General features: G+C 50.9%; 11 protein-coding genes. 5 read left to right on the forward strand and 6 right to left on the reverse strand.

Annotated features, from left to right (window positions below; all coding sequences use genetic code 11):
- The first annotated feature begins 106 nt into the window (after positions 1-106).
- From purC to ypfH, 4 genes are all read left to right on the forward strand, one after another.
- Positions 107-820 (forward strand): phosphoribosylaminoimidazolesuccinocarboxamide synthase, encoded by a 714-nt coding sequence (gene purC, locus MNO13_RS06095; RefSeq protein WP_241939650.1) that lies wholly within the window; start codon positions 107-109, stop codon positions 818-820.
- A gap of 132 nt (positions 821-952) precedes the next feature.
- A complete protein-coding gene (ypfJ, locus tag MNO13_RS06100) occupies positions 953-1,828 on the forward strand; it encodes a KPN_02809 family neutral zinc metallopeptidase (protein ID WP_064544520.1) in 876 nt (291 codons plus the stop codon).
- Between the two features lie 24 nt (positions 1,829-1,852).
- Complete coding sequence (locus MNO13_RS06105; protein ID WP_241939651.1) at positions 1,853-3,868, forward strand: tRNA(Met) cytidine acetyltransferase TmcA; 2,016 nt, start codon at positions 1,853-1,855, stop codon at positions 3,866-3,868.
- Positions 3,869-3,942: 74 nt separating this feature from the next.
- A complete protein-coding gene (ypfH, locus tag MNO13_RS06110; protein ID WP_241939652.1) occupies positions 3,943-4,641 on the forward strand; it encodes an esterase in 699 nt (232 codons plus the stop codon).
- A 72-nt stretch (positions 4,642-4,713) separates the two neighbouring features.
- Here the strand turns inward: ypfH and MNO13_RS06115 are convergent, their stop codons facing one another.
- Genes MNO13_RS06115 through MNO13_RS06125 form a run of 3 tightly spaced genes read right to left on the reverse strand, consistent with a single transcriptional unit; the run spans position 4,714 to position 6,424 of the window.
- Entirely contained in the window at positions 4,714-4,905 is a 192-nt protein-coding gene (locus MNO13_RS06115; RefSeq protein WP_064544527.1) for a YpfN family protein, read from the reverse strand.
- A 30-nt stretch (positions 4,906-4,935) separates the two neighbouring features.
- Positions 4,936-6,063 carry a succinyl-diaminopimelate desuccinylase gene (dapE, locus tag MNO13_RS06120; RefSeq protein ID WP_064544529.1) on the reverse strand — a complete coding sequence of 376 codons (1,128 nt, stop codon included), beginning with the start codon at positions 6,061-6,063 and terminating at the stop codon, positions 4,936-4,938.
- 4 nt (positions 6,064-6,067) lie between these two features.
- Positions 6,068-6,424 carry an ArsC family reductase gene (locus MNO13_RS06125; RefSeq protein WP_064544531.1) on the reverse strand — a complete coding sequence of 119 codons (357 nt, stop codon included), beginning with the start codon at positions 6,422-6,424 and terminating at the stop codon, positions 6,068-6,070.
- Between the two features lie 415 nt (positions 6,425-6,839).
- Between MNO13_RS06125 and ypfM the strand changes: the two genes are divergently transcribed.
- Positions 6,840-6,899, forward strand: coding sequence for a protein YpfM (gene ypfM / locus MNO13_RS06130; protein WP_087867655.1), 60 nt, complete (start codon positions 6,840-6,842; stop codon positions 6,897-6,899).
- A gap of 86 nt (positions 6,900-6,985) precedes the next feature.
- Here ypfM and acrD read toward each other — a convergent pair whose 3' ends face one another.
- The 3 genes from acrD to narQ form a co-directional block, all read right to left on the reverse strand.
- Positions 6,986-10,102 carry a multidrug efflux RND transporter permease AcrD gene (acrD, locus tag MNO13_RS06135; protein WP_064544534.1) on the reverse strand — a complete coding sequence of 1,039 codons (3,117 nt, stop codon included), beginning with the start codon at positions 10,100-10,102 and terminating at the stop codon, positions 6,986-6,988.
- A gap of 150 nt (positions 10,103-10,252) precedes the next feature.
- Positions 10,253-10,897, reverse strand: a complete 645-nt coding sequence (gene narP, locus MNO13_RS06140) for a nitrate/nitrite response regulator protein NarP (RefSeq protein ID WP_064544536.1) — start codon at positions 10,895-10,897, stop codon at positions 10,253-10,255.
- A 32-nt stretch (positions 10,898-10,929) separates the two neighbouring features.
- Positions 10,930-12,645 carry a nitrate/nitrite two-component system sensor histidine kinase NarQ gene (gene narQ, locus MNO13_RS06145; protein ID WP_121815121.1) on the reverse strand — a complete coding sequence of 572 codons (1,716 nt, stop codon included), beginning with the start codon at positions 12,643-12,645 and terminating at the stop codon, positions 10,930-10,932.
- Positions 12,646-13,021 lie beyond the last annotated feature (376 nt).

A 13,021-nucleotide genomic window follows, 5' to 3' on the forward strand; every position in this document is an offset into this window, starting at 1 on the left:
TTTTAGAGGCCAGAGCAATCTGGCCTTTTTTCTGCCAGGCTACGCAAACGTGTGCGTAGCGATGGATAACGAAATTTTTAGTTAAATCACACCTGGAGTAAGAAAGATGCAAAAGCAAGCTGAGTTGTATCGTGGCAAAGCGAAGACCGTATACAGCACGGAAAACCCGGATCTGTTGGTGCTCGAATTCCGCAATGATACGTCAGCAGGGGACGGTGCCCGCATCGAACAGTTCGACCGTAAAGGCATGGTGAACAACAAGTTTAACCATTTCATTATGGCCAAACTGGAAGAAGCTGGCATTCCTACGCAAATGGAAGCACTGCTCTCCGACAACGAAATACTGGTGAAGAAGCTCGATATGGTGCCGGTTGAGTGCGTTATCCGCAACCGTGCTGCGGGTTCATTGGTTAAACGCCTGGGTATTGAAGAAGGCATTGAACTGAATCCACCCTTGTTTGATTTGTTCCTGAAAAACGATGAGATGCACGACCCGATGGTCAACGAATCTTATTGCGAAACGTTTGGTTGGGTGAACAAAGAGAACCTGGCGCGTATGCGTGAGCTGAGCTACAAAGCTAACGACGTGCTGAGCAAGTTGTTCGATGACGCAGGCCTGATCCTGGTCGATTTCAAGCTGGAGTTTGGTTTATTCAAAGGTGAGGTCGTATTGGGTGATGAGTTTTCCCCGGACGGTAGCCGCCTGTGGGACAAACAAACGCTCAACAAAATGGACAAAGACCGCTTCCGCCAGAGTCTCGGTGGTTTGATTGAAGCTTACGAAGAAGTGGCTCATCGTCTTGGCGTTAAATTAGACTAATTTCCTGCATAATTATTTTTAAAGCCGAATGTGTTTTCACATTCGGCTTTTTCACATCTTGTTTCCTATGGTAATCCTGCTATTAACCACCTACGATCTACTGATTACAAGATGTGAATATTGAGGTCTATTATGCGCTGGCAAGGTCGTCGCGAAAGCGACAATGTAGAAGACAGGAGAGGTCAATCTTCAGGTCCAAACTTTGGCGGTGGAGGTGGCGGGTTCCGTTTACCTGGCGGTAAAGGCGGTATTGTCATTCTCATCGTGGTTGTGGTCGCGAGTTATTACGGCGTTGACCTGACTTCACTGTTGTCTGGCGGGCAACCCGTTCAACAGCAATCTACACAGCGTTCAATCAGCCCTAACGATGATGAAGCTGCCAAATTTACCTCGGTGATTCTGGCAACCACGGAAGATACCTGGGGGCAAATTTTCCAGAAGATGGGGCGGACGTATCAGCAACCAAAACTGGTGATGTACCGTGGCGCGACACGTACCGGGTGCGGCACTGGTCAGTCAATCATGGGGCCATTTTACTGCCCGGCAGACAGCACGGTGTATATCGATCTGTCTTTCTACGATGAAATGAAAAACAAACTGGGCGCAGATGGTGATTTCGCTCAGGGCTATGTCATTGCTCATGAAGTGGGGCATCACGTTCAGAAATTGCTCGGCATTGAACCGAAAGTTCGTCAGCTCCAGCAGGGGGCGAGCCAGGCTGAAGGAAATCGTCTGTCGGTAAAAATGGAATTACAGGCAGACTGCTTCGCGGGTGTCTGGGGTAACAGCATGCAGAAACAAGAAGTGCTGGATGCCGGAGATTTACAGGAAGCATTGAATGCCGCAGAAGCCATTGGCGATGACCGCCTGCAACAACAAGGGCAGGGGCGTGTAGTGCCAGATAGCTTCACCCATGGTACTTCCGAGCAGCGTTACACTTGGTTTAAACGCGGTTTCGATAGCGGTGACCCTACCCAGTGCAATACCTTTGGCAACACTGTCAAATAACAAGATGTGACAAGGATTCAAGCTATGGAACAGCTTCGGCAAGCCACCACCCGCATGGTAGATGCGGGTATTCGTCGCATGTTGATACTGGCCGGTGAAAGCACGTGGAGCAGCCAACAAGTCCAGTCTCTCGTCCGGCAACTGCCAGGAGACTGGTTGTGGGTAGGAGCTGCGCCTGAGCTGCCACTTCACTGCGCCACCACCGCGCTGCGCACGTTGCTGGGGCGAGAGTTTCAGCACGCAGTATTTGACGCGCGAAACGGGCTGGATGCCGAAGCGCTCGCTGCCCTGGCCGGTACACTCAAAGCGGGAAGCTGGTTAGTACTGCTTGCGCCCGCGTGGAACAGTTGGCCGCTACGTCCCGATTCCGATTCGACCCGCTGGAGTGAGCAATCTGAAGCCATTCCCACGCCGCACTTTATCTCTCATCTGCAACACTGTATTCAAGCCGACAATGAATGCGTGCTCTGGCAGCAGCATCAGCCGCTAAAACTCTCTGAGTTTCCCCCACGTCCACAGTGGCATATGGCTAATGGTGCGCCTTTCGATGAGCAGGCGGCTATTCTGGATACATTGCTGGATATGCCTGGAGGGGTTGCGGTGGTAACCGCGCCGAGGGGGCGTGGAAAATCCGCTCTTGCGGGGATGTTACTGCGCAGGATTACCGGTACGGGGCTGGTGACAGCGCCAGCCAAAGCGGCAACGGATGTGCTCGCTGAACATGCCGGTGATTGTTTTAATTTTGTGGCACCAGACGCGCTGCTCACCAATAGTGAGGCCTTTAAGGCCGACTGGCTAATCATTGATGAGGCGGCCTCTATTCCGGCTCCTCAATTACGGCAGTTAATCTCCCATTTTCCTCGTGTGTTGCTGACCACCACGGTTCAGGGTTACGAAGGAACCGGAAGAGGCTTTATCCTCAAATTTTGCGCAAGCCTCGACACGTTAACGCGCTATACCCTGTCGACACCTATTCGCTGGGCTATCAACGACCCGCTGGAAAAACTCATCGATACGGTTTTGCTGTTTGATGAGGTAGATGTCAGCACCGTTGCACAGGGCACGATTTCCCTGCAACTCATTGAACACAATCGTGAAGCACAACCCTCGCTTCAACTACAACATATGTATCGCTTACTGTCAGGTGCGCACTATCGCACTTCACCACTGGACTGGCGGCGGATGCTGGATGCGCCAGGGCAGCATTTCATTGCCGCCAACTGCGGTGAAGAAACCATAGGTGCCAGCTGGCTGGTGGAAGAGGGCGGGCTGAGTGAGAACCTGAGCCGTGCTGTATGGGCTGGCTTCCGGCGCCCGCGTGGGAATCTGGTTGCACAATCACTGGCGGCTCACGGCGGTAGCCCATTAGCTGCCACGTTTAAAGGCTTGCGCGTCAGCCGCATTGCGGTGCATCCGCTGCGCCAGCGCCAGCAAATCGGCCAACAAATGATTGCCAGAGTGAAAGCTCACGCGCAGCAGGCCGCAGATTACCTTTCAGTCAGTTTTGGTTTTACCGACGAGCTTTGGCGCTTTTGGGAAAGTTGTGGCTTCGTGCTGGTGCGCGTGGGCAGCCATCGTGAGGCCAGCAGCGGGTGCTATAACGCGATGGCGTTGTTACCGCTTACACCACAAGGGGAAGCACTCACTCACCACGAACAGCACCGATTACAGCGCGATATTGCCTGGTTACAGCCGTGGATTGACCATCCATTACCCGTGATTGGCTGTGAAGAGGCTACGCTAAACAGTGATGACTGGCTGGAGTTGGCAGGTTTTGCGTTTGGGCATCGCCCGCAGGAAGCCTGTCTGGGTTCCCTGAATCGCTTATTACTCACTAGTGATATGCCAATGAATGCATTGCGTGGTCGCATCCAGCAACACCTGAGTGTAGAAATACTCTGCCAACAATGGCGCATATCCGGGCGCAAAGCACTATTGAACGTCATGCGCCAGGAAGTGCAAAAGGCGCTGGAAAAACTCGATGAGCAACAGTGCATTGCGCTGAAAAACGCGCTTTTGCAATTGCAATTTTTCCACTAAGTCGTTCAGTCAAATGGCATGGTCATCGCGATTCGTCGGCGTATAGTCAACTCCAGAAACTTAAGGAGAACACCATGCAACATGACCATTTTGTAGTCCAAAGCCCTGCCACTCCGGCTAAGCAACTGATGTTGTTATTTCATGGTGTTGGCGATAATCCTGTTGCCATGGGTGAAATTGGCGGCTGGTTTGCACCACATTTTCCTGATGCGCTGGTGGTCAGCATTGGCGGCCCGGCACCCAGTGGCCCGTATCAAGGTCGGGAATGGTTTTCCGTTGCGGGAGTGACGGAAGAAAACCGCGAGGCAAGGGTTGATACCATCATGCCAACGTTTATCGAAGTGGTGCGTGACTGGCAGAGACACAGCGGTGTCGCGGCAAATGCCACTGCGCTGATTGGTTTCTCGCAAGGGGCGATCATGGCGCTTGAAGGCGTGAAAGCCGAGCCGTACCTCGCTTCTCGTGTGGTTGCTTTTAATGGTCGCTATGCAACGCTTCCTGAAAGCGCATCAACCTCAACCACCATTCATTTGATTCATGGTGATATTGACGGGGTGATTGATGTGAAACATGCCTTTGACGCCTCGGAAAAGTTAACGGAACTTGGAGGCGATGTGACGCTGGATGTGATTGACAATTTAGGCCACGCCATTGATGACCGCAGCATTCAGATTGCGCTGGACCATCTGCGTTATACCGTGCCGAAGCATTATTTCGATGAAGCGCTGAGCGGCGGTAAACCGAACGACGACGATATTGTTGAGTTTATGTGAGATGGGACTCCCTCACCCCAGGAGTGTTTCTTCTCCCTCTCCTGGGGGTGAGGGCTGGGGTGAGGGCAAAAACTAAGGCTTTTTCTTCGGGAAGTCGTCTTCGTCATCCCACTTGTCGTTGAAGTCACGATGCGGGGGAAGCTCGGGTTTATTCTCCATATATTTTTTCGGATCGATACGCTTCAGATCCTTAATAACATTCAGGAAAATACCGAGTAGAAATACCAGTACGATAATCCACCAGTAGTGTGATAGCCATTCCATGCCAATACCTCACTTAAGTTGCGCAGCCTGTCAGGCGACAAGCTGCTCCATAATACGTTGATACATACGGGCAAGCAGTTGCAGGTCTGCGGCGTTCACACACTCATTAATTTTATGAATGGTCGCGTTGACTGGCCCAAGCTCCACCACCTGCGCACCCATACGCGCGATAAAGCGTCCATCTGACGTGCCGCCCGTGGTCAACAGTTGCGGTCTAATTTCATTATAGTGCTCAACTGCATTCACTACCGCATCGACCAACTTGCCGCGTGAGGTCAGGAACGGCTGGCCGGAAAGCCACCAGTCGAGGGTATAGCGCAGTTGATATTTATCCAGCAGGGCAATCACGCGCTGTTTGATATCTTCGTCAGTCAGTTCGGTGCTGAAACGGAAGTTGAATTGCACGTACAAATCGCCAGGAATGACATTGTTGCTGCCGGTTCCGGCCTGAACGTTGGCAATCTGCATACTGGTGGCCGGGAAAAACTCGTTTCCTTTGTCCCACTCAATAGTGACTAATTCGTTCAGCATCGGTGCTGCGCGGTGAACTGGGTTATCAGCCAGATGCGGATAAGCAACATGCCCCTGCACACCATGTACGGTGAGATTGCAGGTCAATGAGCCGCGACGACCATTTTTCACCACATCGCCGACCACTTCAGTGCTGGACGGTTCTCCGACCAGGCAATAATCGAGGCGCTCATTACGCGCCATCAAGGTTTCAACCACTTTCACCGTGCCATTTTTGGCACTGGCTTCTTCATCTGAAGTAATCAGAAATGCGAGGCGACCTTTGTGGCGCGGGTTCTGTGCAACAAAACGCTCTGCCGCAACCACCATGGCTGCCAGCGAGCCTTTCATATCTGCTGCACCACGGCCAAACAGCAGGCCATCGCGGATAGTCGGTTCAAACGGCGGGTTAATCCAGCGATCGGCGTCACCTGAAGGTACCACGTCGGTATGGCCAGCAAACGCGAGCGTTTCGCCTTTTCCTCGCCATGCCCAGAAATTTTGTGTATCGCCAAAATCCATGTGCTCGATAGTAAAACCGATAGCACGCAGTCGCTCAATCATCAGCGCCTGGCAGCCAGCGTCGTCTGGGCTCAGGGAAGGACGGCGGATAAGCTGTTGCGTCAGCTCAATAACTGGGCAAGACATAGGACTACACCTCGTTGATAAACTGCTGATAGTTCGATTCATTGAAACCCAGCAGCATAGGCTGACCGGGCGCGTAGAGCAATGGGCGTTTGATGATTGCAGGCATTGAAATCATCAGATCCGCTGCGCTCTGCGCGTCAGTTATGCTCGCCCGATGGGCTTCATCGAGTTTCCGCCATGTTGTTCCTCGGGTATTTAACAGCGCTTCCCAGCCTAACTGCGCGATGAAACTATTCAATAAATCCGCATCCAGCCCGTCGACGCGATAATCATGAAATTGATAATCCACACCTTGAGTCTCCAGCCAGCGGCGTGCTTTCTTGATGGTGTCGCAGTTTTTAATACCGTAGAGAATTATCACGGAGTCAATCCTTATCTTTAGAGGTGATTATTTATGCAGGTAATTAGAATAATTAAAATGATAAAAAAGTCGCAAGGCAAAATATAGCCTAATAGCTAATCTAAAAGTTAGGTAATAGCGTTTCTTTTTACCGGGGTGGTTAATTTATAGCCATTAGATGTTACATAAACTCGGAGCCTTTGAACGCTGCGATAAGTCAGATTTTTCGTGGCCTACAGGGTAAAAATCCGAAAGTTGGTGAATCATTTTGTTTCAAGTTCGTCGTCACATTTTAAATTACCTGCTGAGCTGATAATTAACGCAATACGCAGTCGACTCTCAATATTTGATGATAGCCAGTGAAGCCACTAAGTATCGTCGCTTCACTCCATGGAAGGGATTACGTATAATTAGAGCAGTTATAAGAGAGGCGGTTATGATCGAACACGAACTAGGGAACTGGAAAGATTTCATCGAAGATATGCTTCGTAAATGAAACTAACAGCAAGAGCATGATGCTCTTATTCTCAATACACTTTGAGCCATACAAAAAGCGACCTGTTCAGGTCGCTTTTTTGTGGACTACTTTTCAGCATGCTCTTTAAGCGGGAAGCGCCGCCGCACCAGCACAAAGAACAGGGGAACGAAGAATATCGCCAGTATCGTGGCAGAAATCATCCCGCCCATCACGCCTGTCCCCACCGCATGCTGGCTACCGGAGCCTGCGCCACTGCTGGTGGCCATCGGCAACACGCCAAAGATAAATGCCAGAGAAGTCATTAATATTGGGCGTAAACGTTGGCGGCAGGCATACAGCGTAGCCGACAGCAAATCCTGACCCTTCTGATTCATTTCATTGGCAAATTCGACGATTAATATGGCGTTCTTCGCTGATAGCCCAATGACTGTCAGCAGGCCGACCTGGAAGTAGACGTCATTTTCCAGCCCACGCATCCAGGTGGCAAGTAACGCACCGATTACCCCTAATGGCACAACCAGCATCACCGAGAATGGCACAGACCAGCTTTCATAAAGCGCAGCCAGACACAGGAAAACCACTAACAGGGAAATGGCGTATAACGCTGGCGCTTGCGCACCGGAGAGGCGTTCCTGATAGGACATCGCTGTCCACTCAAGACCCAACCCGCCAGGTAACTGGTGTACCAGGTTTTCCATAATATCCATTGCCGTACCGGTGCTGACGCCTGGTGCTGCTTCGCCGACAATTTCTAATGCTGAATAGCCGTTGTAGCGCTCAAGACGTGGCGAACCGGTTTCCCAATGTGAACTGGCAAACGCCGAGAAAGGCACCATTCCGCCGTCTTTGTTGCGCACATACCACTGGTTAATGTCTTCCGGCAGCATGCGGTATTTCGCCTCCGCCTGCACATACACCTTCTTCACGCGGCCCCTGTCCATAAAGTCATTCACATAACTCGAACCCCATGCTGTTTGCAGGGTGTCGTTGATATCGTCGATGGAGACACCCAATGCCTGAGCTTTGCGCTGGTCAATATCGACTTGCAACTGTGGGCTGTCATCAAGGCCATTGTGGCGCACTCGAGTGAGGCGATCGTCTTTCCCCGCCAGGTCCAAAAGCTGATCCCTGGCGGCCATTAGCACGTCGTGACCGACGCCACCGTGATCTTGCAATTCCATATCAAAACCTGCCGAACTACCTAAACCGTTGATAGCAGGCGGGCTGCTGGCGAAGACTCGTGCTTCTTTAATGCGGTTAAATGCTTTGGTGGCTCGCTCGATAATGGCAAATGAAGTGCCGGTTTTAGCATCGCGATCGTCCCAGTTTTTCAGACGAATAAACATACGTGCGACGTTCTGACCATTCCCCCCTGGACCGGAGCCTACGGTGGCGAAGATGGAGAGAATATTTTCCTGCTCGTGGCTGAAAAAGTAATCTTCCACTTGCTCTACAACCTGTAGCGTTTGTTGCTGGGTCGCACCGCTTGGAAGCTGAACCGAGGTGGTAAACATTCCGCGGTCTTCCTGCGGTAAAAATGAAGTGGGCAGATGTAAAAACAGCACTACCATGCCCCCTAGCAGTAGAACATAAACCAGGATCCAGCGCAGACTGCGGTGCAAAATCCGGCCAACGGCATTTTCGTATCTCAAGGCATTGCGGTTAAACATACGGTTAAACCAGCCGAAAAAGCCCTTTTGTCCGTGCTGTTCACCTTTGTGCAGCGGTTTTAATAATGTTGCACACAGCGCTGGGGTGAGGATCAGCGCCACCAGCACTGACAGCACCATGGAGGCAACAATCGTGATGGAAAACTGGCGGTAAATAGCTCCGGTAGTGCCACCGAAAAAGGCCATGGGCACAAATACGGCTGAAAGCACCATCGCGATGCCTACCAGTGCGCCCTGAATCTGGCCCATTGATTTTCGGGTCGCTTCTTTGGGCGATAACCCTTCCTCGGTCATGATGCGCTCGACGTTTTCCACCACCACGATAGCGTCATCCACCAGCAAACCTATCGCCAGCACCATAGCAAACATGGTCAACGTATTAATGCTGTAGCCAAAGGCATAGAGAATCGCGAACGTTCCCATCAGGACCACAGGAACGGCAATCGTGGGAATGAGTGTTGCGCGGAAGTTTTGTAAAAACAAATACATGACAAGGAAAACCAACGCGATGGCTTCCAGCAATGTTTTGACTACATCGGTAATGGAGGCCTTAACAAAAGAGGTGGTTTCATTGGCAATTTTATATTCCAGCCCGTGGGGGAAATAGGGGGCCAGTTCGTCGAGGCGAGAGAGAACTCTTTCCGCCGTCGCCATTTCATTCGCGCCGGAAGCCAGCTTGATGCCAAGGCCAGATGCCGGGTCGCGATTGTAGCGGTTGATGTAGTTGTAGTTCTCTCCCCCCAATTCCACCGTGGCCACCTGACCGAGGGTGACAACGGAGCCGTCCTGGTTCACCCGTAGCGTAATATCGCGAAACTGCTCTGGAGTTTGTAACAGGGATTGCGAATTAATGGTGGCGTTTAATGCCTGTTTATCGACCGATGGCGTGCCGCCCAATTGCCCAACGGCGATCTGCGCATTTTGGGAGGAAATGGCGTCCGTCACGTCTTTGGCGGTCATTTGGTAACTAGTGAGTTTGTTCGGATCGAGCCAGATGCGCATTGAGAACTGCGAACCAAAGGCGTCGATATCGCCGACACCGTTCACACGGCTCAGCGGTTCCTGAATATTACTGGCGACGTAATCGGCAATGTCCTGCTTATCCATACTGTGGTCAGTAGAAACGAAAGCGAGCGTCAAAATATTGGTATCGCCGGTTTTCCTGACGGTTACGCCCTGGGTTTGCACCGCTTGCGGAAGCTTACGCAAGGCGGATTGCAGCTGGTTTTGCACCTGTTGCACGGCTTCGTCAGGATCGGTTCCTGCAATAAATGTCAGTGTCACACTAGCCTGGCCGGTGGCGCTGCTTTGTGACGACATATACATCAGGTTATCCAGCCCGGTCATATTCTGCTCAATCACCTGCGTAACCGTGTTTTCCAGCGTTTGTGCCGATGCACCTGGATAGTTTGCGGTGATACGCACGTTTGGCGGTGCGAGGTCTGGATACTGTTCGACAGGAAGAGAGAAAATCGCGAGCAAACCAGTGAGGCACAAAATAATGGCTAATACCCACGCAAAAATGGGGCGATTGATAAAGAAATTCGCCATTCAGTCAGGACCTCGTTAGTACTTCAGATTGTGATTATGAGTCTCAGTCGTCACTGTAGCCTTTACCGCAGGTCCAAACGTGGAGAAATTGAGGAGATATTGTAAAAAATCTTCGCGCTCTGTAGTGGAATCGGTTTGCTGTTGGCGATGTTAAAAGCCACGACGTTCAAGATATAAGACGGTTGCTGCGACTCGGGAACGAACCTGAAGTTTACGCAGCAAATTGCGAATATGCACTTTCACGGTTTCTTCAGAAATATGCAGGCCTGAAGCAATTTGTTTATTTGATAACCCTCTGGCGACTTCTTGTAACACGTCTAATTCACGTTCGGTCAACACGGCAAACGGATCTTCACTGTATTTTTCGAAACTGCGGGTACGTAAATATTCCGCGACTTGTTTGCTATAGGCTTCGCCCTCAGTGGCTCCACGACGAATATCTTCGAGCAGCACGTCGGGATCGCTATCTTTCAGCAAATATCCATCGGCACCGGCATCAATCAGCGTGAAAATATCGCTACGTGAATCAGATACCGTCAGCACCACGATACGCCCACTGACACCATCACGACGCATCGCATTGAGCGTGTCCAACCCACTCAAACCTTTCATATTGAGGTCGAGCAAAATCAGATCGGGAGCCAGGCGATTCGCCAGACTAATCGCCTCAGCACCGCTGCTGGCTTCACCCACCACGCGAAAGCTGTCATCCATTTCCAGCAACTGGCGGATGCCACGACGCATTAACGGATGATCATCAACGATCAACACCTGACAGACAGTTTTCTCACTCATCATATACCCCAATATGTTTCACATTTTTATCATTATAAATTTATGGATGTTTCGTGCGTCGCTTGTTCTGCCGGTGGCGATCTAAAACTCAACGCAATCAAAGTCCCACCCTGAGGAGGGCGGGAAATAGCCAGCTCACCACCTAAACGGGTGGCACGTTCCTGCATGATGTTAAGTCCGTAATGTCCCTCGGGTTCGGTCAGGCTGGCAATCCCAGTACCGTCATCGAGTATATTCACAGTATGAATTCCTGAGCGTGAAGTGCTACAGCTTACGGATATTTTAGTGGCATGCGCATGTTTAATCGCATTTAACACAGCTTCGCGAATAATTTGCAGTAAATGCACCTGCTGCGAGGCATCTAACGCCTGAGTCGGAATATTACAATCCAGAGTGAGAGTTGCGTCGGTCTGCTTGCGCAGCGGAGCGATCATTTCCTGCAATGCCGAAGGTAAGTCTGCTTGCTGGAGCGTCAGGCGGAAGGTGGCTAACAACTCGCGTAACTGGCGATAGGCATCATTCAATGCCTGGGAAAAATCATTAATAATGTGCTGTGCAGGCTGGTTCTGGGCCGGAACTGCACGTTTTAGCAAGGTGAGTTGAATGCGTAAATAGGAGAGCACTTGCGCCAGCGAATCATGCAGTTCGCGGGCAATGGTCGCGCGCTCTTCCATCAACAATAGCTGCTGATAGTGCTTTTGCGCCTGATTGAAATAGAGCCCGCGCCCCAGCATATTGGCCAGGCTTTGCATCAGCGGCAGCGGTGGAACACCTTGTGGGGCTTGCCAACGGAGCAGACCCAGTTCTTTATCCTCAAGCACAATCGGCAAGGTTTGCCATGCCTGATCATTATGTTGAACGCCGTTTTGTATCTTCCAGTTTTCACCGGTTTTCATCTCAAGATAATTGACCTGCGTTTTCTGTCTTACTTGCTGCAACACGCGCTCGAAACAGTGTTGATCGATGGTACTGACCGTCAGTGCTTGCGAGCAGGCGTACAAGACTTCCAGTGTGCGGTTGGCCTCTTGTAAATCCAGCGTTTTTTCCTGCACGCTCTCTTCAAGTGAGCGATAAAGTTTCTTCAACTCACCGGACATGCGAGTGAAGGTCTGTGACAGCAAACCCAGTTCGTTCGGCAACTGCATACTCAATAGAGGGTAATCGAATTCACCGCGCTCTATAGCGCGGCTGGCTTCCATCAGTTTATTGAGTGGAGCCACCACCTGCTGGCGGAAGCGGCGTAACGTGAAAAACACCAGCGTGAAAATGGCAATAAAACCCACCACCGAGGCGATAACAACCTGCATCATTTTGCGTTCAGCATAATGCTGAAGCGCCAGCACAAAGAGATCGATTTGCTCGACGTAGCCTGCGATGTTTGCCCGATACCATTGCAAATCGCCCTGGCGGATGTGTTGTTCCATCTCCGCCCAGGCGTAATTAATTGTGGCAAAGCGAGTTCGGACTTCCGCTGGCACCCAGAATTTCTCGATTTTAAGCAGGGCAGGTGAGAGTAATGATTGGCTGTATTGCTCAAGGTGCTTATCGATATGGGCACGGTCGCCCTGCAAATCATAACCCAGGCGATAGCTTTGCATACGCAATGACCCTGCGACATTCACCGCTTCGGCATCACGTAAACTGCTCGCAAGGGTAAGCATCGCAATGCCTGTAGAAAGCAGCGATAGCAAAATAATATAAAAAAAGGCGCGGGCCAGGCTCGTGGAAACCGAGCGTTTTACTATCACTAAATATTTACCCGTCGAAATAATAGAGAGCGAAACGTACCAGAAACTGGCTTCGTCACAAATCCTCGTTGTTTATATTTCGGCATATCTTCCAAAATAGAGCTTAGGAATTAACTCTGTGACATCACAAGCATAACTGCTGCATAACAAAACGCAGAAAAACGAGGTTTCATCAAACACGAAAAGAAATTGATCCGTACCAGGTTATTAGCAGATTTCAGAGCAAACTGGGCAAATGACCATTGCCAGTTAATACATCGCCAGGTGATAACATCACCCCATAAAAAATTTACCCGTCATCCTTCAAGCCGCAGGGGTGTTGGCTGCACTCACTTACCCGAATCACTTACTTAAGTAAGCTCATCGGGATAAGCTC

This window comes from Buttiauxella ferragutiae (assembly GCF_022637515.1).
Taxonomy (GTDB): Bacteria; Pseudomonadota; Gammaproteobacteria; order Enterobacterales; family Enterobacteriaceae; genus Buttiauxella; species Buttiauxella ferragutiae.

Excerpts from the sequence above, each read along its gene's own strand:
- ypfJ (WP_064544520.1), top strand. The coding sequence starts at position 953 with ATGCGCTGGCAAGGTCGTCGCGAAAGCGACAATGTAGAAGACAGGAGA.
- MNO13_RS06105 (WP_241939651.1), top strand. The coding sequence starts at position 1,853 with ATGGAACAGCTTCGGCAAGCCACCACCCGCATGGTAGATGCGGGTATT.
- purC (WP_241939650.1), top strand. The coding sequence starts at position 107 with ATGCAAAAGCAAGCTGAGTTGTATCGTGGCAAAGCGAAGACCGTATAC.
- MNO13_RS06115 (WP_064544527.1), bottom strand. The coding sequence starts at position 4,905 with ATGGAATGGCTATCACACTACTGGTGGATTATCGTACTGGTATTTCTA.
- acrD (WP_064544534.1), bottom strand. The coding sequence starts at position 10,102 with ATGGCGAATTTCTTTATCAATCGCCCCATTTTTGCGTGGGTATTAGCC.
- ypfH (WP_241939652.1), top strand. The coding sequence starts at position 3,943 with ATGCAACATGACCATTTTGTAGTCCAAAGCCCTGCCACTCCGGCTAAG.
- narP (WP_064544536.1), bottom strand. The coding sequence starts at position 10,897 with ATGAGTGAGAAAACTGTCTGTCAGGTGTTGATCGTTGATGATCATCCG.
- dapE (WP_064544529.1), bottom strand. The coding sequence starts at position 6,063 with ATGTCTTGCCCAGTTATTGAGCTGACGCAACAGCTTATCCGCCGTCCT.